Source organism: Flavobacterium commune (genome assembly GCF_001857965.1).
In the GTDB taxonomy this organism is placed as follows: Bacteria; Bacteroidota; Bacteroidia; order Flavobacteriales; family Flavobacteriaceae; genus Flavobacterium; species Flavobacterium commune.
In genome coordinates this window covers 2,780,109-2,801,238 of record NZ_CP017774.1, presented here as the reverse complement: position 1 = coordinate 2,801,238, position 21,130 = coordinate 2,780,109, and the positions used below count along the sequence as shown (strand labels likewise).

Here is a 21,130-nt window from a genome sequence, read left to right as displayed (position 1 = left end):
AAGTCTTTAAAAATCCCTTTTCAAATGAAAATAAAAGAAATTCTTTCTGTTCTCGAAGAAATGGCGCCTCTAGCCTATGCCGAAGATTTTGACAACGTTGGTCTATTAGTTGGTGACCAAAATGCAGAGGCTACAGGCGTTTTAGTTTGTCATGATGCTTTAGAAAATGTCATCGACGAAGCCATTGACAAGAATTGCAATTTGGTGGTTTGCTTCCACCCTATTTTATTTTCGGGTTTAAAGAAAATAACGGGCAAGAACTATGTAGAACGGGCGATTATTAAAGCCATAAAAAATGATATTGCCATCTATGCCGTTCATACTGCATTAGACAATCATCAGGATGGAGTCAATAAAATATTTTGTGATGCCCTGGGATTGAAAAAAACAAAAGTATTGATTCCGAAACCGAATTTTATTCGAAAATTAATTACCTACACCATTCCTGAAAATGCCGAGAAGGTTCGCAATGCACTATTTGATGCCGGAGCCGGAAACATTGGCAATTATGAAGATTGCAGTTTCAATTCAAAAGGAATTGGAACTTATATGGGCAACGAACACAGCAATCCCGAAATAGGTGAGCGCTTTGAATTTGTAGAAAGCGAAGAAATAAAAATCGAAGTCACATTCGAGAAATATTTGGAACCCAAAATCCTAAAAGCACTTTTTAAAAACCATGTTTACGAAGAAGTGGCTTATGAAATCTATGATTTGCAAAACCTGCATCAAAATATCGGTTTGGGGATGATCGGTGAATTTGAAAGTCCCATGGACGAAAAAGACTTTCTGGCCTTGGTAAAAGATAAAATGCAAGCCGATGGAATCCGTCATTCGGCATTTTTAGGGAAATCCATAAAAAAAGTTGCCGTCTTGGGAGGCTCGGGAAGTTTTGCCATAAAAAACGCTATTCAGTCCGGTGCCGATGCTTTTTTAACAGCCGATTTGAAATACCATCAGTTTTATGAAGCCGAAAACAGCTTACTTTTAGCCGATATTGGACATTTTGAGAGTGAACGCTATACAAAAAATTATATTGTTGATTTTCTTAGGAAAAAAATCCTTAATTTTGCCATCATTTTATCAGAAGAAAATACAAATCCAGTTAAGTACTTATAGAATATGACTAATACAAAAGAATTAAGTGTAGAGGACAAGTTAAGAGCCATTTACGATTTACAATTGATTGACTCTAGAATTGACGAAATTAGAAACGTTAGAGGGGAACTTCCTCTTGAAGTGGAAGATTTAGAAGATGAAGTTGCTGGTTTAAGCACACGTTCTGAGAAATTGAAAAGTGAACTTGAAGTTATCGAAGAGCAAATAAAAGCTAAAAAGAATAGTATTGATGAGCACAAAGAAACCATCAAAAAATATACTAAACAACAAGAAAGCGTTCGTAACAATCGTGAATTCAACTCTTTGACTAAAGAAATCGAATTCCAGGAACTTGAAATTCAATTAGCCGAAAAACAGGTGAAAGAAATGAAAGCTTCTATCGAACATAAAAAAGAAGTTATTGCTCAGTCTAAAGAAAAATTAGAACTGAAATCAAATCACTTAAAGCATAAAAAATTAGAGTTAAACGACATCATGGCAGAAACTGCTAAAGAAGAAGAATTTTTAACTCAAAAATCGGCTGAATTTCAAGAGCAAATCGAAGACAGATTATTAGCCGCTTACCACAGAATTCGTTCTAGTGTTCGTAACGGATTAGCTGTTGTTTCTATCGAAAGAGGAGCTTCTGCAGGATCATTCTTCACTATTCCACCACAAACACAGGTTGAAATTGCTTCCCGAAAGAAAATCATCATCGATGAGCATTCAGGAAGAATTTTAGTTGACAGCAGTTTAGCTGAAGAAGAAAAAGAAAAAATGGAAAACTTGTTTGCAAGTATCTAAATAAAAAAAATCCCGTCTCGAAATAGACGGGATTTTTTTTTGCATTCAAAAATTAAGATTGACTAATTCAAAAAATCGTATGTAACTTTTCGATACGTTCTTTAGAATTTACTTTTTTAGCTGTAAATTCGGTACTATTATAATGTTCAACATTACCGTTATATTCCATAGAAAAATCAACATTCTCCTGAGTTGATGTCAGTTTACCGTTAGTATAATTACTGGCTGTACCTTTTCCAGAGAAATTCACTTTGTAAGTTTTAGCATTTTCAGTTACAGTAAAAACACCTTCTGTAGGCTTAATACTAATACCATTGGCAACCATCAAACCTTTATCGGTCGATGTAATATTGATACCTAATAAGGATTGTCCCCATTGCGTATAAGTATTGGGTAAAGCTGACGAATAATTGCCCAAACTGTAATTTCCTTTAGCTAATTTTTTCTCTTGAGAAGAAAACAATTCAAAATACACCGCGGCAGCAGCATTGCTATTTCCTGAAAGCGTTTCGGAACGGGCTGAAAAATCGATATTATAGGAATCTCCTTTTTTACCATAATTTTCCAAATAAGCTTGTGCCAAAGTAACGGTTTGATCTCCTATTTTAAGAAAACCTTGATTGTTGGTATTTTGGTTATTCACTTCATCATTTGAACATGAAATGAATAAACTAGCAAAAACCAACGAAAATAATTTGATTATAGTATTCATAATTATTACGTTTTAATTGTGTTTAGTTTCAAAAAAGCAGGAGGCAAAGCCCATGAGTTTTACCTCCTTATTTTAAAACTTATTTAATAATAATTTTGGTTGTCAAACCTGATTTTGCACTTTGAATCAGATAATAACCCGTAGGTAAATCACTTACCGAAATTTCGGTTTCAAGACTGCTGGTATTAATTTGTTTTACAACAACACCCGTTGCCGAAACAATATTCACAGTATCATTTTCAAGTGATGATTTTAAGGTCACACTATGTTTAGCTACCGACGGATAAGCATAAAACGCCTCTAATTTTTTCCAACGGGCATAAACCGTAGTATTTTGGGACTGCGAAACATCAAAAGATGTAATTTCATCTGAATATGCCGCATCCGAATACCAACCCATAAATCGATACCCTCTACACTGTGCTTCCAATAAGTGATAAACAGTACCAATCGATACCGTTTTAGCATTTGGATTGATTACCAATTTAGGCAGGTTTAAATACGAAATGGTATAAGTTGTAGGTGTGTTTACAATTGGTTTATTATTACCTCCTTCGCCCCAAAAAGCATAAAACACCTGAGTTCCTGTTGCAGTTGAAGGAATTGACTTAATTACATTAGGCACAGTAGCTGAATTTGACCAACCAAAAAACACATAACCATCTAACACAGGAGTTGGCAATACTGTTGTGCTTCCTACTCTATATTCTAAAGGAGAAAGTGTTGTAATTGTTCGTCCATCAATTGCATTCATAAAGCTAATTGGCGAAAAAATAGCCGTTGGTTTTAGCCATCTAGGATCTCCTAGGGCAACTCCTCCTATTCCTGCTGTAGCCAAAGGTGAAAATTTAGAAAAACTAAAATCCCCAGCTGCCGGATTTGGAAACGAAAGCATTGGCATAGCTAAACCACTTAGTGTTTTAACATTAGTTTCAGCCACCGAAACCGTTCCCTTTACCGACTGAGATACAACTCCTAACACAAGATTATTATCTAAAACCGTAGTTCCGGCACCGGCAACGTTAGTTGAACGGAACATGAAAATGGCTTTAGGATTTTCTCGTACATCCTGCATGATGTTGTTTTTAAAAGTAAAGCTTGAAGCACTACTATAACGATTATCAACTGTCACAAAAGCATTGTTATCCTGACTACCAATATTGAAAATGGTGTTATTCTCAACCGTAACTTTGATAGCTTGATCTATCGCATCTTTATTTTGAAGAAGAATAAAATGATTCCCTTTATCAAAATTATAAATGGTCGAATTTTTAACTGCAACCTCGGTAACAATACGCAAATCGGGTTGAATAAAATTATACCCGTTAACTGATGTTCCATCGATAATACAATTATCAAATGAAATTTTAGAAATTGGATGTTCACTAACTCCTTCAGTAACTAATAAACTTTGTTTAACCCCTTTGATTGTTGCATTTTTAATTTCTATAGCAGAAATAGAAGCTCCATTTTTCAATTGGATAAGATTAGCATTGGCATTTGATAAATCAAAATCAACACCATTAAAATCAAAGCTACCAGAATTTACCGCTGTATTATCAGCATAAAAAGAAGCTGCAAAAACTGGTTTTGCATTCGCATCAGGAACAAATCTATATTTATGGTTTTTAACTGAAAGCGCATTAGGAGCTGTATAAGTACCTGTTGCCATAATAAACTTGGTACCGTCTTCGGCTTTATTGTATTTTTCAATAAAATCCTGAGGATTTACATAAACATCCAGACTACCATTTTGATTAGTTGTAATGTGATTTACAATGCTGTTGATATAAACTTCTATATTAGTATATCCTCCATCAAGTGTCTTCAAATTACCATCGGTAGCATTTGCAGGATTCAAACCTTTCTCTGTTTCCCAAGTATTTGGCATACCGTCACCGTCAGTATCAACTGGTGCTTCAGCAGTAGGCAATTCTGGCCATCCACCGGCAGCAGTTTGGGTATCAATATACCCATTTGTACTTCCGTTACCACCATTCATAATAGTTGCAGTACCAGATCGTGTATCATCAATCGCTCTTTTATCGACTGCATCTCTATATAAACTTGCACCTACATGATCTAAAACCAGCTCATACGCTTTTGTTGCACTGTGAGTAGTTATCTCTCCTGGATTGTGAGGCACATCAATTTTGAATGCTTTTTTATCTGCATCACTAACAGGAAGCTGACTACCATGAAACTGATTATAAACACCATAAGTCCAGTTATCTTGTGTTGTTCGTGGTGAACCATTTACAAAATTTCCATCAACATAGAATTTACCCCAAATTCCGTAAAGTGGTGATGTAGAATCTAAACTTCTTCCTGTTGACAAAATACGTTCTTTAGTAGAATTAGAAGTTCCTGGTCCTGGTTTCCAATAATTATTTACCAAATTTACATTCATAGCGTCTCCACCGTAACAGCTGTTACCTCCCCAATTGTAAATAACGTTATTACGGATATCAACCAAATCAGTTAAGGCAAAAGGATCATTAGCATATTCACCTAATCTTGGGTTACGGCTATCATGATGTGCTAACAAATTATGATGAAAGGAAGCATTTTTACCTCCCCAAACACCGCCATAACCATGAGCTCCTTTACCATGAACCGAATTTCGGAGACTCTCTGAAATAACACACCATTGCAATGTGAAATTTTCATTTTGATAAAAAGAAACACATTCATCCGTTGACCAGCTCATAGAGCAGTGATCCACTATAATGTTTTTCTGGAAACGTCCTCCCAAAGCATCATTCTCCACATTTTTAGCATCTCCCATTCTAAAGCGTAAATAACGAAGAATAACATTATCACCTCTTACTTTTACATTATAATCTCTCAGGGTAATCCCACCACCAGGTGCCGTTTGACCCGCAATAGTAATATTATCAGTTATATTTAATTCACTTTCTAATTTAATAGTTCCCGATACTTTAAACATAACAATTCTAGGCCCACTTTGATTGATGGCATCACGAAGAGAACCTGCTCCTGAATCATTCAAATTGGTAACATAAATTACTTTACCGCCACGACCACCAGTTACATATTTACCATAACCTTCAGCTCCCGGAAAAGCTGGAGTTCCTTTATCATTTGCTCCTGCTGTTCCCCAAAAAGCATAAAAAGTTTGTGCTCCTTTAGTAGTTGATGCAATTTCTTTTATCGAATTAGGTACTGTGGCAGAGGTTGACCATCCATAGAAAGTATATCCCTGTAAAGTTGGAATAGGCAATGTTAATACTGTTCCTTCGGTATATTCTTTCGGAGTTACATTTGTTAATGCCACACCACCTATTGAATTCATATAAGTTATCCCTGATTTAATAATAGGATCTGGCTGATTATTACCATTAACACCCCAAAACGCATACAACACTTGATTGCCCGTTGCAGTAGCACTAATTTCTTTCATCGAATTTGGCACTGTTGCAGAAGTTGACCATCCAAAAAAAGTATAACCCTGTAAAGATGGTATAGGCAATGTTAGTGCTGTACCTTCGGTATATTGTATTGGAGTCAAATTAGACATCGCTATATTTCCAATAGAATTATTATAAGTTATCGAAGAAGTTACTACTCCTCCCACAGTTACAGTACTCACCTTACTCAAACCTCCGTAAGCATTAGCCGACTGTACTGCATATTCATGAGTACCACTAGCTGTTGCTGTATCTACATAAGTAGGATTGGTTGTAATAGCGACCACTTTACCATCTTTGCAAATTACATAACAAATAGCATATTGATTCGCATCCCAATTAAGAGTATTATTACTGATAACCAAATTAGCCGGAGCTGCAATTTGTTCGACTATTTCAAGAGGATTCCATTTATCAGTTCCGCTTAATACATTTTCTATTGTATAAGCATCCGCCTGCTCCTTAGTTAATACCGGATTGTAATTTCCTGTTTGAGGAACTCCGTTTACATTAAAAATATTGGTTCTGTTATCGGTATTTACTTTTACACCACTCCCGTTAACGCTATTGTATTCGGCAAAAAGTGCCGGTACAGTTCCCATAGAAGCCCAACCCTGAGTATGAGGCTCATTTATCATTTTGGTATTCAAATACACCGCTCTGGGTGCATTTTGCCAAGGGCGACCTAAATAATAACTTCCAGTAGCCGTAATAGTGTTGTTATTAAAAATATAACCATACTGAACATTGGCATCATGATTTGGTGCTACAAGATAGCCATCTGCAACCGAAACTAATTTACATTCCTCAAACCAGTGAGTTCCGCCTCCGCAAATAAAATCCACATCACCTTCGATGGTCGATTTATAGTAAAAACTTCTGTTACCTCCTGTTACCTGAGTATCCTGCTTACTTCTCAGTCTCACTCCGTTATAAACGTTTCTGTCTCCTGCAGGATTTAATGCAGGTCGCTGACCAGATGTTGTGATTCCGTCTTTGTGCTCAATGGTTACATTCTCCATGTATAAATCATTGGCTTCAATTGAAAGTACGGCATTTTTAATACCCCAACCCGGATTTCCCTGAAGAATAACCTTATCCTTTGATTGCGCAATTAAAGAAACATTATTTTTTCCCGAAGGAAGTTGCAAAACGATTCCTTGCGGATTGGTACCATCACCACCCAAATTATAAGTCCCATTGGTAATCAATACAAGAAATTTTGTTGAAGAATTAGAAGGTGCTTTATTAAATGCTTCGGCTATGGTTTTCACATATTTTCCCGAAGTAACTTGCTCATCGGTTGCATTAGCATCCACAATCAAATCAAAAGTACGCTTAGCAGGAATTGGTTTTGCCATTGTTGTGAAAGTCAACTCAAATGCGGCAGCATTATTACCCGAAATATCTTTAATGTATCCTGCCGGAAAACTGAAAGTATATTGTTTATTATATTCCAATCCAAAATAACTGAATTTCACCGTTTTGTTTACAAACTCAGCATTTAGATTTTTACCGTTAAGAGTGGCTTGTCCTGCGCCAAATTGAACTGATTCATCATAAGTCAATATAATATTACCGCTCGCTCCTGCAGATGTAGCTGCAGCTGCCGGAATACTCGATTGAAGAATAGGTGCGGTTGTATCAACAACTAAAACTTCATCCGCTTTAACCATCACATTAGATAAAACTGTAGCAGTTACATCAGTTGCGCTTCCGTGTTTTGTACCATTTACATTAGGAAACCATCTAATATAAACTTTTTCTTTTCCTTCGGCTTCAACTGGTAATAATCCTCCAATAGGCGTAATCGAACTGGTATTAATAGTTGTTAAACTAGAAATATTTTGAAAGTTTACACCATCTAATGAATATTGAAAAGTCCATTCGTCACAGCCGTAATAATACCCAATAAGCCCTGATGAAATATTAATGTTTTTGTATCCAACTGTCGAGAAAGAAGTCATAAAATAGAAAAACTGTCCTCTGGTAGTATTCCATACACCTACTCCATTTGCTCCTCCCCGATTTAATAGTCGAATGTTTGGTGTAAAAACATTGTCAGCAATATTATAGGCAAATAACTGTGGTCTGTTTTCTACTTTAGAATACAATTCGGCAACTCTAGGGTTAGCATATTGATCGTTCTTAAAAGTCCAGCCGGCTATGAACGATACATTGTCAAAAGTTCCTATAACATTCGTATCATTATTTATAGTCACAGCAGTACTTAGTGCTGTAGATCCATTAGACCAATTATTGAATTTTATAACATCATTTTCAATTGCCGTTATCGTAACATTCGTTCCTTTTTCGTAAACCGAAAAAGCACCATCTTTACCTGCGGGTACAATAGAAAATTCACCTAGACCATAGGCTCCTTGAGAACTTGCTGTTAGAGTGTATGTTTCAATTGTTTCGTACTCCGCCACCAATGTAGTATTGGCATTAATTGTAAATGTATAAGGGTTTGCTGTTGAAACTAAGGCTCCATTAGCATCTACCCATCGTGTAAATTTATATCCGAAATTTTTATTAGCTGTCAATGTAACTTCCGTTCCCTGATTAAGTGTAGTTCCGGCTGGATTAGCACTAATAGTTCCCGCAGCTGCAGGAGCTACCGAAGTTGTTAAAGTATAAGTAACTGCATTAGGATTATTCGTTACTTTTTCAAAATAATCTAAATTGAATAAATATCCTGTATTTGTTGGGTGTTTAAAAACAAGATATAAATCATGCGTCCCTGTTGTGGGTGTAAGTGCTGCTGAGAAAATTTTATAATCAGTCCAGCCTGTACTTCCGGATACTGTTGCGGTACCAATTAAAGTACCATCGGCGGCATCTAACCTATATTCTATAGTACCTCCTGTAGTTCCTGAAGCTTTTGCATCAAAACGAATGTCATATTCACTAAATACATGGGCTGTAAATTTAATCCAAGTATTATTTTTAATGTAACCTACATTTCCCGTACCCGAAAGAGTTGCATTCGTTTCTGCTCTTGCTCCCGAAGCGGTATTAAAAGTTTCTGCTTCAATTCGCTGAATTGTCTGCGAAAATCCCATTGCTGAAAAGAGTAACAGCAATAGAAACATAAAGTATTTTTTTTTCATTTTTTGGTTTAGTTTAGTTAAATAGTTTATTATCAACCCTTAATTAAAAATTTCAATCATTTCAAATCAATTCTGAAGGTTCATTAACTTGATTCAAGAATTCTTTTATTTCATATTTTTTTCAGATTTAAGTGTTAGTATTTTTTGATTATAAAAAACCTTCTAAAAGCAATCCGACAGGAATGTTTTATTGGATTATTTTTACCTGACTTTTAACTGATTCTGTTAATTTCACCTTATCAAAAACTATTTTCTTAGTATTTGATTGCAACGAAATCGCTTTTGTTTCGACACCTCCCACCCAGAACATTTGGTTTTCTCCGCTAGCTTTAAAACTTGCAACAGTTACATTCTGACTATTAGAAAAACTTGCAGCTATACCCGGTTTGTCCAGTCTTAAATCAATATTTTGAAAATCAATTTTACTGGCATAATTCATTTGGATACCCAAATCCGAGCGAATAATCATATTTGTAAATTGAAGATTTTCAACAGGCATTTCGGGGATTCCCATAATTTTCAAAGCTTGTTTGGCTCCGTTGACATAAATATTTTTGAAATACATATTTCTAAATGCAGGAGTTGTTTCTGAAACCGGCATTTTAGCAACAGTTACTTCGCCTGTTTGCGGATCTTCTTTAATCGCTTTTTCAAAATAGTACAGGTTAAAATTGATGGCATCGGTAGGGATATTGTTCATTCGGATATCTTCCATCCAAATATTTTCAACCACACCACCACGACCTCGGACAGATTTAAAACGCAAACCACAATCGGTACCATTAAACGTTAGGTTTTTAGCAAATATATTTTTAACACCGCCCGACATTTCGCTACCAATGGTAAAACCTCCATGAGCGTGATACACCACACAGTCGGTAATAACAAATAATTCGGTTGGTTTTCCTCTATCACGTCCTTCTTTGTCTTTTCCTGATTTGATACAGATTGCATCGTCACCCACATCAAAACGACAATTGCTTACTGTACCTATCCGGCAGGATTCTATATCGAGTCCGTCACCATTTTGAGAATACCATGGATTACGGATTGTTAAATTTCTTAAAGTCAAATGTTCGCATAGCAACGGATTGACATTCCAGGCTGGTGAATTTTGAAAAGTAACTCCGTCCAACAGTAGTTTTTTACAATTCACTAAACTTATCATCACCGGACGAAGCGCCTGCTTGTATGGTTCCATATTTTCAGCCGTAGCAATTTTTGGAAGTTTATCTTTTTCTTCATTGCCAATTAATGCTCCCTGAGAAGGATACCAAATTTTACCATCCTTAGACAAAACGCCTCCTGATTTAATTAATTCCTGCCATTGTCCAGCGGTCATTTTACCAATTTTAACCGGACGCCAAGCCGAACCATTTCCGTCAAAAATCCCTTCTCCTGTTATGGCAATATTTTCTAAGTCCACTCCCATAATAGGAGATTCACAGCGAAGCACCTTGTTTCCTTCAAAATAAGATTCTATCAGTTTGTATTGATTTAAATCGCTGGTAAAGGATACAAAAGCACCGTTTTTAGTATGCAGATTAACGTTACTTTTCATTTTTATAGGACCTGTAGTCCACAATCCAGCAGGAATAACAACTACTCCTCCACCGGACTCAGAACATTTTATAATTGCCGCGTTAATCGCTTTGGTGCATAGCTCTTCTGTGTTTGGAACCGCTCCAAAATCAACAATATTCAAAGTATCAGCTTTAAATATTGGAATCTGCACCTCTGGCATTTTGAAAGGAAGATTACTTTTTACAGCTGGCTTATTTTGAGCAAAAACTATATTACTACAAGAAATAGCTGAGAACATTAGCGCAGCAATAAGAAAGTTGGTTTTAATTTTTATCATCATTAATCTCTATTTTACTTTTTATGACTATCCGTTTCTTATACCAATTATTGAGAATGGTACAGAGATCAAACTGATTTTAATGGATTATCACAGATTGTGATTTACCAAAGAGCTATGAAAAATCCGTTTTTATCTGTTCAATCAGTGTCACCTGCCTGTCGGCAGACAGGTCTGTGGCCTATTTTTTTATTTAGTCCGCTAGGCGGACAGTCATTTTTATTTTTTGTCTAAAATCCGTTGTAATTCAATCCCTGCCATAATAAATGGTCCAACCGCTTTAGCATCATCGTTCCTGATAGGTTCTGAAATATAATATTCGAATGAGCCGTCACGATCTTGAGGATTTTTTCCTCCTAAACCTGCAACAGCACAACATTTTGTTATCGAAATAGTATTATCGGGATTTTCTTTGATGAATTGTTTCAGAATTCCGTTAAAACCTTTTTTAGCTGATTTCAGATAAGCTTTACTCACATATCCATTGCGATATGCTTTGGCAAACGAATAGACAAACATCGTTGAACAGGTTGATTCCAGATAATTGCCTTTACGCCCCGGTAAATCCATCACCTGCCACCAAACTCCGGAATCTTTCTCCTGAGCTTTGAGAACAGCCGTGAATACTTTTTGAACAATTTGTATCAGCTCCTTGCGTTTCGGATGATTTTTTGGAACAAAATCTAAAATATCAACCAAAGCCATGCAATACCAGCCCTGAGCGCGTCCCCATACGTGAGAAGATTGACCGGTTTGTTTGTTCGCCCAAAACTGTTCCCGCTTTTCATCATAACCATGAAAATTCAATCCTGTTTTTGAATCAAAAGTGTGTTTCTGAATCAATTCTGCCTGTAAAATAGCATCATCAATTGCTTTTGGGGCATTGAAAACCGCTCCATATTCTGCCGAAAAAGGATCAGCCATATACACACCGTCCAACCACATTTGCCACGGATAAGATTTCTTATGCCAATAACCGCCGTCTGAATTTCTTGGATGGGTTTCCAACTGTTTGTGGAGTACATCCATCGCTATTTTATAGCGTTTATCGTCTGTTTTCTTATAAATTTCAAAAAGTATCTTTCCAGAATTTATTAAATCCAGACTATACTTTTCCAGTTCATAACCTCCCAATATTTTTCCTTCCTTATCAATCAGTTGCTCAACATAAGCAAGGGAGTAATCCCAGTATTTTTGCCCTTTGGTATAATCATATAGTTTTTGATTCGCAAGCGTAACCAATCCGTTGGTGTAATTCCATTTTGGAAATTTTACCCCATCCAGAAATACCGGATTCGGAGTACGTTTTTGGTCAGAATCGGCCATTTTTTTAGACCATTCAATCGGCGAAACTCCTTCAAAATCACTTTTAACTTTTGATTGTCCAAATGAGACCCAATGGCAAACCAACAAAGAGAAAATGTAATATTTGATTTTATTTTTCATAGCCATGTTTATTTTTTAGTGGTCAACTTATTTATTGTTTTGCAATTGCAAATTTGTTGACAATGCTATTTTCTTAACATCATTATTACTTTCTACCCTAAACCAATCGTAATCAGCATAACTGCTATCATTAACAGCCTTAGTACCCGTTGCAAACAATCCGATTTTTGCTCCTACCCAACGACCTGCACGTGGCGTGAATGCTTTTCCAAATACTTTAAAACTCTTACCATCAGTACTATAATAAAAAGTAACTTTTGCATCAAAAGGTTCAATGTTTTGCACCATCTCCACCTTAGTTCGGAAATAGATGTTTTTTTGATCAATAGCTATAGATGCGATTTCAGTCTCCAAATCCTTAGAAGTACGAGCATCTTTAAGTGTGCGTTGTACTAATTTCAATTTACCTTCTTTGTCTTGCTCAATAGCGATGTATGAATAGTCTTCGCCAAAAACGATCAAACCAGTACTGCATTCTCCTGCATCGGGATTATGTTCAAAAGTAAGTTTGGCAGTAGCTGTAAAATTATCAGCAGGAAATTTTTGCAATAAAAGATTAGGCATCATCCACATGGTTTTCATTTCTTCCGGACGTGGAATACAATTTAGGCGCATGAATCCCAAATTGGCTGATAACCATCCCCACTGCTCACTAGGATTTTGATTGGCTTGCCATTGCCACTGTAATCCAAATTGATGACCATTAAATTCATCCGAAGAAACTAATGGCGTTGCAGGGTAATTTTTCCCTACATTGGGTTTTGTCCATTCCATTATTGGTTCTCCAATTCCATCTTTGTTAGTATCTTTCCCAATAATTGGCCAACCTTCTTTCCAGATAACAGGTTGTAAATTAACAATACGCCCATAAGCCCAACGATCCTGAAAATGTATAAACCATCCGTCACCATTAGGAGTTTCAACATAACCTCCCTGATGTGGTCCGTTCATTTCGGTATCACCCTGATGCAAAACCACTCTGGACTCATAAGGCCCCCAAACATTCTTAGAACGCATTGCCAACTGCCATCCCGGTTTTACTCCTCCTGCTGGAGCCATAATCCAATAATAACCATCACGTTTGTACATTTTAGAACCTTCAACGGTAGTATGTCCATTATGTCCGTCAAAAACCATCGCCGGATTACCAATTAATTTAGTACCATCGGGAGCCAATTCAGATAACATTAAAACTGTTTTTACATTGGCACGACTACCCGCAAAAGCATAAGACAGATAGGCTTTTCCATCCTGATCCCAAAACGGACAGGTATCAATAATTCCTTTAGCCTCTTTTACCAATACCGGTTCATCCCAAATCCCCGCAGGATTTTTGGTTTTCACAATATAAATTCCAAAATCAGGATCACCCCAATAAATATAATATTCGCCTTTATGGTAGCGAATGGAAGGAGCCCAAACACCATCGCCGTGACGAACAGTTCTATAGTACTCAACAGGAACCTGATTTTGCAACGCATACCCAATTAATTCCCAGTTAACCAAATCCTTTGAATGAAGAATAGGCAGTCCAGGAGAACTATTAAAACTGGAAGCAGTCATATAATAGCCATCCTCGCCTGCGCATACATCCGGATCTGAATAATCAACATGTAGAATTGGATTTTTGTACTTTCCATTTCCTAAATCGGCATTCCATACCTGAGCATTTGCTCCTAGCGTAAAAACTGTCAAACTTATGGACAGTAATAATTGTTTTAATCTCATTTTAAATGGTTTTCAGTCAAATAGGTCTAAAGAAGTATCCATTGCGGATACTCCTTTTTAAACCTATTCTATTTAGAAATTATTAATAGTTCTTTTTAAGGAAGCCATCTGGTATCTCCCACTCTATTAGTAACAATTGGAGAATTGGAATCTTTAATCATTAGATTTCCTTGAGCAGGATTCACAAATAAATCCTGAGCACTGATTCCTAATTCAGTTCCCTGAATGGCCGATGCCCCAAGTAAGAAGTCGGTAGTGGTGTAATTGTTGCCAAATGTTGTAGTCGAATTAGCCGCAATAGCCTGAACAACTCTACCGGTAGCCGAAGCCAACAACACATTTTTGAAAATCAAAGTAGATCCTACCGCAGCCGGAATATTGATCAGTGCTCTGTTATAAGCATAATCATAAATAGTAATATTTTGATATTCCAAATGAATTGGATAAGTTGATGTTCCATAATCAAATAAATGTCTGAAGTTCAATGTCAAATTAGTAGTTTGATAATGATCTCTCATAAAAGTACAATTAGAGAAAACAGCTCTTTTAATATTATCGGCTCCACCTGAAGCAATAGCAAAAGTTCCATAAGGTCCTGAATGTCCACCAACTTCATCAAGTGTACAATAACTCATTTCTAAACTTCCAATCTCTTTGTATTTCCCATTACCCTGATGTCTCCAAAAACCGCGTTTAAAATGATTGAATACGCAGTTGTAGAATGTAATTTCGCCTATTGTCCATGAAGTTCCACTATTAAAGAAGTAACTGGCATCAATAGTTTGGTAAAAACGAATGTTTTCAAAAGCTAAAGCAGACAGAAAAGATCCTTCGGCAATATTCCAGTTTCCGGTCATTTCAATTTGAGGACGTTCACCTTGAGTTCCTCCGATAAGTTTAAAGCCTTTTAATATGGTAAAAGGAGTAATTTTAAATAAAGAACCTGCTTCAAGGAAATATTCAGTCCCTTCAGGAATAGTTGGATCGGAATTATTAGCTCGCAATAAGGCATCCAGGTCAGTTCCTTTTTCCACCAAAATAGTCTCAGCCGACGGTCCTGCCGAGCGGAAAGTTACCTGATTATAAGGTTTATCATAACGTCTTGTCTTATTATTGTCATAGACATTTACATTGTATAAGGTGTTTTTTTCTAAACCTGTAATTGTAGCTTCTCCACTACTGATTTCTTCAGCTGTCAGGTAGCGACCTATAGCAGGAAGTTCCTTAGCCAATGCCGGTACCACCGAAATACTATCAACCGGATTTTGAGCATCAATTGTCCAACTTACCTTAACCGATGTTTCAGAAATATTGATCTTTTCCACCCTTTGTAAAATTGGCTCAAAAGCCGGACGATCTTCGGTCAAAGCACTGGTATAAGCCCATTGTGAATTATGTGCTGCATCAGCATGATTGGCTCTAAGCCTGATATAAAACTGCGTCTTGTATGGAATATCATCCATAAAAATCTGCGTATCAGTAACTGTATATTCTTTGTATAAACTTTTATAATAGTTATCGGTATGCAATTCTACCGTATATGAATCGGCATCATTGACTTTGTACCACACTAATGCAATCGAATTACTTTCGACCAACGGGGCGGGTAATAGAAATTTGGGTTGAAATAAATCCTTTACATCACTGTAAATCAAATTATCAGCCTGACAGGATTTTAACATTCCTCCTAAAACTATAAAGCCTATGAATGATAAAATACAAATTGTAATCTTTTTAATTTTTTTCATGATCTATTCAGTTTAATAATTAAAACCATAATAATTTTGAATAGCTCCACGGTGATCTGTAATTACTTTTGACGGATATGGACATAAATAACGTACAGGGTCATTAGGCGACACACTTGAAGCATTGTTGAAATTGATGAATCCTCTGAAACTCCATTTGATGTCATTACGAGGTTCGTAAGCTGCAGTCTCACTGTTTAGTGAATACCAACTGGTTGCAAAAACCTGCTCGGTATAACCTGCCGGACGGGCTTGCAGAATTTCGTCAATACCCTGAATATCTAAAATTGTTCTGGACGCATTATTTGGATCCGGAATATTTTTCCAATAAATACTACCCGGTGCTTCGTCAATTCCCGGAACAAAGGCACCATTAGCTACACGTCCCCAGTTAATCAAGGTGTGGTATTGATTGTAAATTACCTCACCAAATTTATTCCAACGTGCCAAATCAAACTTACGCTTACTCTCTCCTCCAAATTCCCAGGCACGCTCATCCATAATGGCTTTAAAAAACGCCTCTGAAGTTGTTTTAGAATCCACATAATTTTCTACTTTTTCTGACCAGCTTGTCTCAGTAAACGCTCTGCGACGCACACGTTTTAAGCATTCTCGAGCATCATTACGAGGGCCAAAACGCTCATTAACCGCTTCGGCATACATTAACAATACGTCAGCAAATCGCATCCAGGAATAATTTACTCCGGTTCCTTTTCCGCTGGTGCTTCCCAGAGGATCATCCATATACAATTTTGACCATTTGGCTACAGCCAAGCGAGCTAAATCCAGACGAATAACCTGATTCAAATTTTCATTATAAGAAAAAGGCGCGCAAGTCATATCACGACGTAAATCGTCTTTATCAAAAGAATACAAATAAGTTCCGCATAAACTAAGATTTCCTGAAGCTCCTCCAAAAGGATGATTCCCTTCGGTAATTGGCACACCAATATAAAAAGCATATTCACCTGAAGAATTTTTCAACAAAGGCAAAGAGAAAAGCACATCATCATCAACAGGCGTTTCCCAATTGTTTTGTTTAATCCAAAAATCGCGATAGCTCAATTTCAAATCATGTTTTTGCTCCTGAATTACTTTTCCTAAATATTCAATCGCTATGTCATAATACAATTCATGGTTTGTTCCGCGTACCATCTGCCCAATGCTGGCAGGATTGTTAGTATCAGGACGCAAAGTCCATCCTCCACGGGTCAATGCCAATAAACCAATCAATCCCTGATTGAAACTTTTTGAAGCACGTTCTACACCATAATCCAATTCATTGGCGTATTGCATTAAAGGCTCTACCGACTTCAAATCGTCAATTAAAAATTCCAGAATTTCGTTTCTGTCTGTGACTCCTACAGCAAAATTTTCTCCTCCAGATGATGATTGCGTACGAAACACCACATCTCCCCAAATACGAATCATATCCAGATACACCATGGCACGAAGTGTTTTCACTTCGCCATACAATTGCGTTACATCGGAAGCAGTGTTTTTGCTGGCCGCCTTATACACATCCGATTTTTCGATTCCTTCGATAACATCATTAGAGAGATTAATAATTTTATACATCGAATTCCAGGTTGAATTTAATGTTGTCCAATAAGGTTTTGGCTCATAACAGGCCAAATCCGAACCGTTAACATTGACCGTATTAGTCGAAACTCCCGTCATTTCCACATCAGTATTCATATTGAAAACAAAAGCAAGACGGTTAGAATAGGCATCTTCACTCAGCATAAGCGTATAAACACCGGCTACGGCAGATTGTATCTCTTTCTCCGATTTGAAAACATCTCCCTGAGTAAAACCTGTTGCCGGCTCCACTTCCAAATAGTCTTCGCAGGCTGTAAAAACCATTACGAAACTTAACAGCAGACTTAATAATATCGTTTTATTCATATATGTAAATTTTATTCGATTAAAATGAAAACTGCGCTCCAAAAGTGTAGTTTCTTGATCTTGGATAAGCGTTATAATCAATGTTTGGTGTTAATCCTGTTTCTAAATTAACCTCAGGGTCATATCCTGAATAATTAGTCCAAACAAATAAGTTAGTACCTGTTGTATATAAACGCACTCTGTTGAATCCAATTTTTCTGGTAATTTTTTGAGGAATTGTATATCCAATACTTAGAGTATTCAATCGTAAGAAAGAACCATTTTCAATAGCATAAGACATTGCAATAGGACGACCTATTGAAGTAGGATTCCACATGGTGGCGTTTTTATTGAATTCGGCTAACAACTCTGGTTGGTAACGGATTTCGTTCCCCATATCATCATAGTTTCTCCAACGATTATCTAATGAAACTTCCATTCCTAAATTGTTTTGATTGTTTTGATACCAGGAAGTCATCATGATTTTATTAGCATTGTAAACATCAAATCCAACCATGAAATTGAAGAAAGCAGTAAGATCAAAGTTTTTCCATACGGTATTCACTCCAAAACCTCCTGAAAAGTCAGGGTTAGTATCTCCAATTACCTTTCTGTCCTGATCTCCAATTACAAAAGTGTTAGGATCGGTTAAATCAATCGGAGTCAGTTTTTTGAACTTTGCATTCCCCGGACGAGGATCTCCTGAAAGATTTTTGGAATTCACTACACCTTCTTTTAATTTCCAGGTTCTGGTTTGCGAATCAAAAGATTCAAAATCATCCATAGTATAGAAGCCATCATTAACAAAACCATAAATCAAACCTTTTGTACCTCCTACATAAGCACGGTAATCATCATCATTCAGCAACTGGTTTCCCGCCCAGCCGGAACTCAAAATCCATTCTTTTTCGCCACTGGCCAGGTTGTCAATTTTGTTTTTGTTATGTCCGATGTTGAATGACAAATCCAATTGCCAGTCTTTTCTCTGAACCACACTGGCGTTCATAGCAAACTCCAATCCTTTATTAGTGGTTTGTCCCACATTGGTCATAATTTTATTAAAACCTGCCACACCCGGAATATCAGATGGTACTAATAAATCTTTCACCGTATTTTTATAGAAATCAATATTTCCTGTAATACGCTCTTTAAAGAAACCAAAATCAATCCCCAGATTTCGCGTATAAGTTGTTTCCCATTTTACATTAGGATTACTTAAAAAATTGGTGTTGTAAAAATTATAATAGTAATGATCAGTCTCTCCCCATCCCACTGAACGGTTTCGGGAAACACCATAATATTTAGCATACAAATCCCCGCTAATTCTGTCATTACCGGAAACACCGTAACTCAAACGTACTTTTAAGTTAGAAACCGTTTTACTATCCTTAAGAAAATCTTCGTTTGACATTCTCCAGGCAAAAGCAGCTGCCGGGAAAACTCCCCAACGATTGCCGGGACCAAACTTTGTAGAACCATCGGTACGTGCTGTAAAAGTAGCCAGGTATTTATCATCGAAACCGTAATTTACACGCCCGAAGAAAGAAGAAATTCTATTAGGCGAACCGGCAGAAGAACCATTTTCAAAAGGAGTTCCCAAGGCTAAATTATCCAAGGCTTTAGATCCTGAAATATCCTCCGGAAAATAACGCGTTCGAAAAAACTTGCCGGCGCTTTTTTGCTCTTTCATTTCCTGCCCCGCCATCAATTGGAAATCATGAACATCTTTTAACTTAAATGAATAATTCAATACATTGTTCAACTGCCAACGCGGACTTTGGGTCATTCCCCAATATACCACCGGCTGATTGTTATTGGCATTAGCCGTACCGGTGTCAGTTCCCCAGAAACGACCGTCTTCGCTGTATTTGTACTCATAACCGTAAGAACTGCGCAGGCTTAAACCATCAATGATATGCCAGGTTAAAGCTCCGACCGTATTAAATGTTCTGGTGTTGCGTTTGCGGTAATTTTTTGCGGCCTCTTGTATAGGATTAAAACGTACAGTTACCTGATAATCCTCCGGATCAAAATAAGTATCATCCTCCGGCAAAGTCATATAATCTTCTAACCCCAGAGTAGGTGCCTGACGCAGGGCATCAAGTAAATTAACTCCATCAGTTCCCGAACCATTAATGGTTTGATTAGAAAAACGCGTCTGAAATTCGAAAGTAAATTTATCAGACAATTTAGTATTCATTATTAAGTTTAAATTGTTTTGTTTTAAACCTGTTCCTAACAAAACTCCCGGTTGATCCTGATTGATATAAGCAAATTTGTACTTTGTATTCTCATTACCGCCGTTCATACTAAAATCCATGTATTTAGCCACCGGGTTAGTTCCAAAAATTTCATCCTGCCAGTCAACTCCTTTGTTTCCCTGATAGATATACAATTCATTGGCACGACCATAACGATTGAAAAAAGCTGTTGGATTTGAATTACGCTGACGTTCAAACTCATATTGTATCATCACAAATTCGTAAGGATCCATTACATCCAGACGGTTAGCCAGTGTTTTCATCTGAGCATAACTATGTATATTTATTGAAACCTTACCTGCTTTTGGTTTTTTAGTAGTTACTAAAACTACCCCATTAGCTCCACGGGCTCCATAAATAGCCGTTGATGCAGCATCTTTTAACACCTCGACCGATTCGATATCTGTAGGTGGAATATCATTTAGATTTGCCACCTCAAAACCATCTACTAAAATTAAAGGTGAATTATCCTCTGTAATAGAACCACCACCACGCACCCTAATCATTACCTCAGCACCCGGTGACCCATCTGATGAAGTAACCTGAACCCCCGGAAGTCTTCCTACCATGGCTTCGGCTACCGAAGCGGTCGGAACTTTGGCTAATTCAGAACCTTTTATACTGGCAATAGCTCCGGTTAAATTTCCACGTTTTTGTGTACCATAACCTATCACAACTACTTCATTTAACTCACTGGTAGATTCTTTCATCTGGACATCAATTCCTGATGTACGCCCTTTAAGAGGCACTGTTACATCATTCATTCCTATGAATTTAATCAATAAAACAGCGGTTTTAGGATCGCTTACTTTTATCGAAAACTTTCCGTCTATATCAGTAGCTGTATTTGCGTTTTGATTCACTACAATAACTGTTGCCGAAGGAATCACCCCCATATTATCTCGTACTACCCCTGTCACAGTTACACGTTCCTGAGCATAACTGTTCAATGCCAAAAGCAAAACAGCCCAAACGCCCACGATATGTTTTTTTATCGTCATAACTAGAATATTTTATTTAAAATTGTTTTTAAAGTCTAAG

General features: G+C 36.9%; 10 protein-coding genes. 2 read left to right on the top strand and 8 right to left on the bottom strand.

What is annotated here, in order from left to right:
- The first annotated feature begins 24 nt into the window (after positions 1-24).
- On the top strand, positions 25-1,119 hold the full coding sequence (locus BIW12_RS11705; protein ID WP_071185281.1) for a Nif3-like dinuclear metal center hexameric protein: 1,095 nt from the start codon (positions 25-27) through the stop codon (positions 1,117-1,119).
- Positions 1,120-1,122: 3 nt separating this feature from the next.
- Complete coding sequence (locus BIW12_RS11700) at positions 1,123-1,902, top strand: zinc ribbon domain-containing protein (protein WP_071185280.1); 780 nt, start codon at positions 1,123-1,125, stop codon at positions 1,900-1,902.
- 67 nt (positions 1,903-1,969) lie between these two features.
- On the opposite strand, the gene BIW12_RS11695 is transcribed toward BIW12_RS11700, so the two are convergent.
- From BIW12_RS11695 to BIW12_RS11660, 8 genes are all read right to left on the bottom strand, one after another.
- A complete protein-coding gene (locus tag BIW12_RS11695; protein ID WP_071185279.1) occupies positions 1,970-2,614 on the bottom strand; it encodes a hypothetical protein in 645 nt (214 codons plus the stop codon).
- A 79-nt stretch (positions 2,615-2,693) separates the two neighbouring features.
- Positions 2,694-9,158, bottom strand: a complete 6,465-nt coding sequence (locus BIW12_RS16370; protein WP_157499547.1) for a pectinesterase family protein — start codon at positions 9,156-9,158, stop codon at positions 2,694-2,696.
- 187 nt (positions 9,159-9,345) lie between these two features.
- Positions 9,346-11,022, bottom strand: coding sequence for a glycoside hydrolase family 28 protein (locus BIW12_RS11685; RefSeq protein ID WP_232227087.1), 1,677 nt, complete (start codon positions 11,020-11,022; stop codon positions 9,346-9,348).
- Positions 11,023-11,238: 216 nt separating this feature from the next.
- On the bottom strand, positions 11,239-12,465 hold the full coding sequence (locus BIW12_RS11680; protein ID WP_198033418.1) for a glycoside hydrolase family 88/105 protein: 1,227 nt from the start codon (positions 12,463-12,465) through the stop codon (positions 11,239-11,241).
- 27 nt (positions 12,466-12,492) lie between these two features.
- Positions 12,493-14,193, bottom strand: a complete 1,701-nt coding sequence (locus tag BIW12_RS11675; RefSeq protein WP_071185277.1) for a glycoside hydrolase family 43 protein — start codon at positions 14,191-14,193, stop codon at positions 12,493-12,495.
- 95 nt (positions 14,194-14,288) lie between these two features.
- A complete protein-coding gene (locus BIW12_RS11670) occupies positions 14,289-15,941 on the bottom strand; it encodes a DUF5123 domain-containing protein (RefSeq protein WP_083382114.1) in 1,653 nt (550 codons plus the stop codon).
- Positions 15,942-15,953: 12 nt separating this feature from the next.
- Positions 15,954-17,849, bottom strand: a complete 1,896-nt coding sequence (locus BIW12_RS11665; protein ID WP_071185275.1) for a RagB/SusD family nutrient uptake outer membrane protein — start codon at positions 17,847-17,849, stop codon at positions 15,954-15,956.
- 19 nt (positions 17,850-17,868) lie between these two features.
- Positions 17,869-21,090 carry a SusC/RagA family TonB-linked outer membrane protein gene (locus tag BIW12_RS11660; RefSeq protein WP_198033417.1) on the bottom strand — a complete coding sequence of 1,074 codons (3,222 nt, stop codon included), beginning with the start codon at positions 21,088-21,090 and terminating at the stop codon, positions 17,869-17,871.
- Positions 21,091-21,130: the final 40 nt, after the last annotated feature.

Bases quoted from the DNA above. Each gene is read 5' to 3' on its own strand.
- BIW12_RS11705 (WP_071185281.1), top strand. From the start codon at position 25: ATGAAAATAAAAGAAATTCTTTCTGTTCTCGAAGAAATGGCGCCTCTA.
- BIW12_RS11700 (WP_071185280.1), top strand. From the start codon at position 1,123: ATGACTAATACAAAAGAATTAAGTGTAGAGGACAAGTTAAGAGCCATT.
- BIW12_RS11695 (WP_071185279.1), bottom strand. From the start codon at position 2,614: ATGAATACTATAATCAAATTATTTTCGTTGGTTTTTGCTAGTTTATTC.
- BIW12_RS16370 (WP_157499547.1), bottom strand. From the start codon at position 9,158: ATGAAAAAAAAATACTTTATGTTTCTATTGCTGTTACTCTTTTCAGCA.
- BIW12_RS11685 (WP_232227087.1), bottom strand. From the start codon at position 11,022: ATGATGATAAAAATTAAAACCAACTTTCTTATTGCTGCGCTAATGTTC.
- BIW12_RS11680 (WP_198033418.1), bottom strand. From the start codon at position 12,465: ATGAAAAATAAAATCAAATATTACATTTTCTCTTTGTTGGTTTGCCAT.
- BIW12_RS11675 (WP_071185277.1), bottom strand. From the start codon at position 14,193: ATGAGATTAAAACAATTATTACTGTCCATAAGTTTGACAGTTTTTACG.
- BIW12_RS11670 (WP_083382114.1), bottom strand. From the start codon at position 15,941: ATGAAAAAAATTAAAAAGATTACAATTTGTATTTTATCATTCATAGGC.
- BIW12_RS11665 (WP_071185275.1), bottom strand. From the start codon at position 17,849: ATGAATAAAACGATATTATTAAGTCTGCTGTTAAGTTTCGTAATGGTT.
- BIW12_RS11660 (WP_198033417.1), bottom strand. From the start codon at position 21,090: ATGACGATAAAAAAACATATCGTGGGCGTTTGGGCTGTTTTGCTTTTG.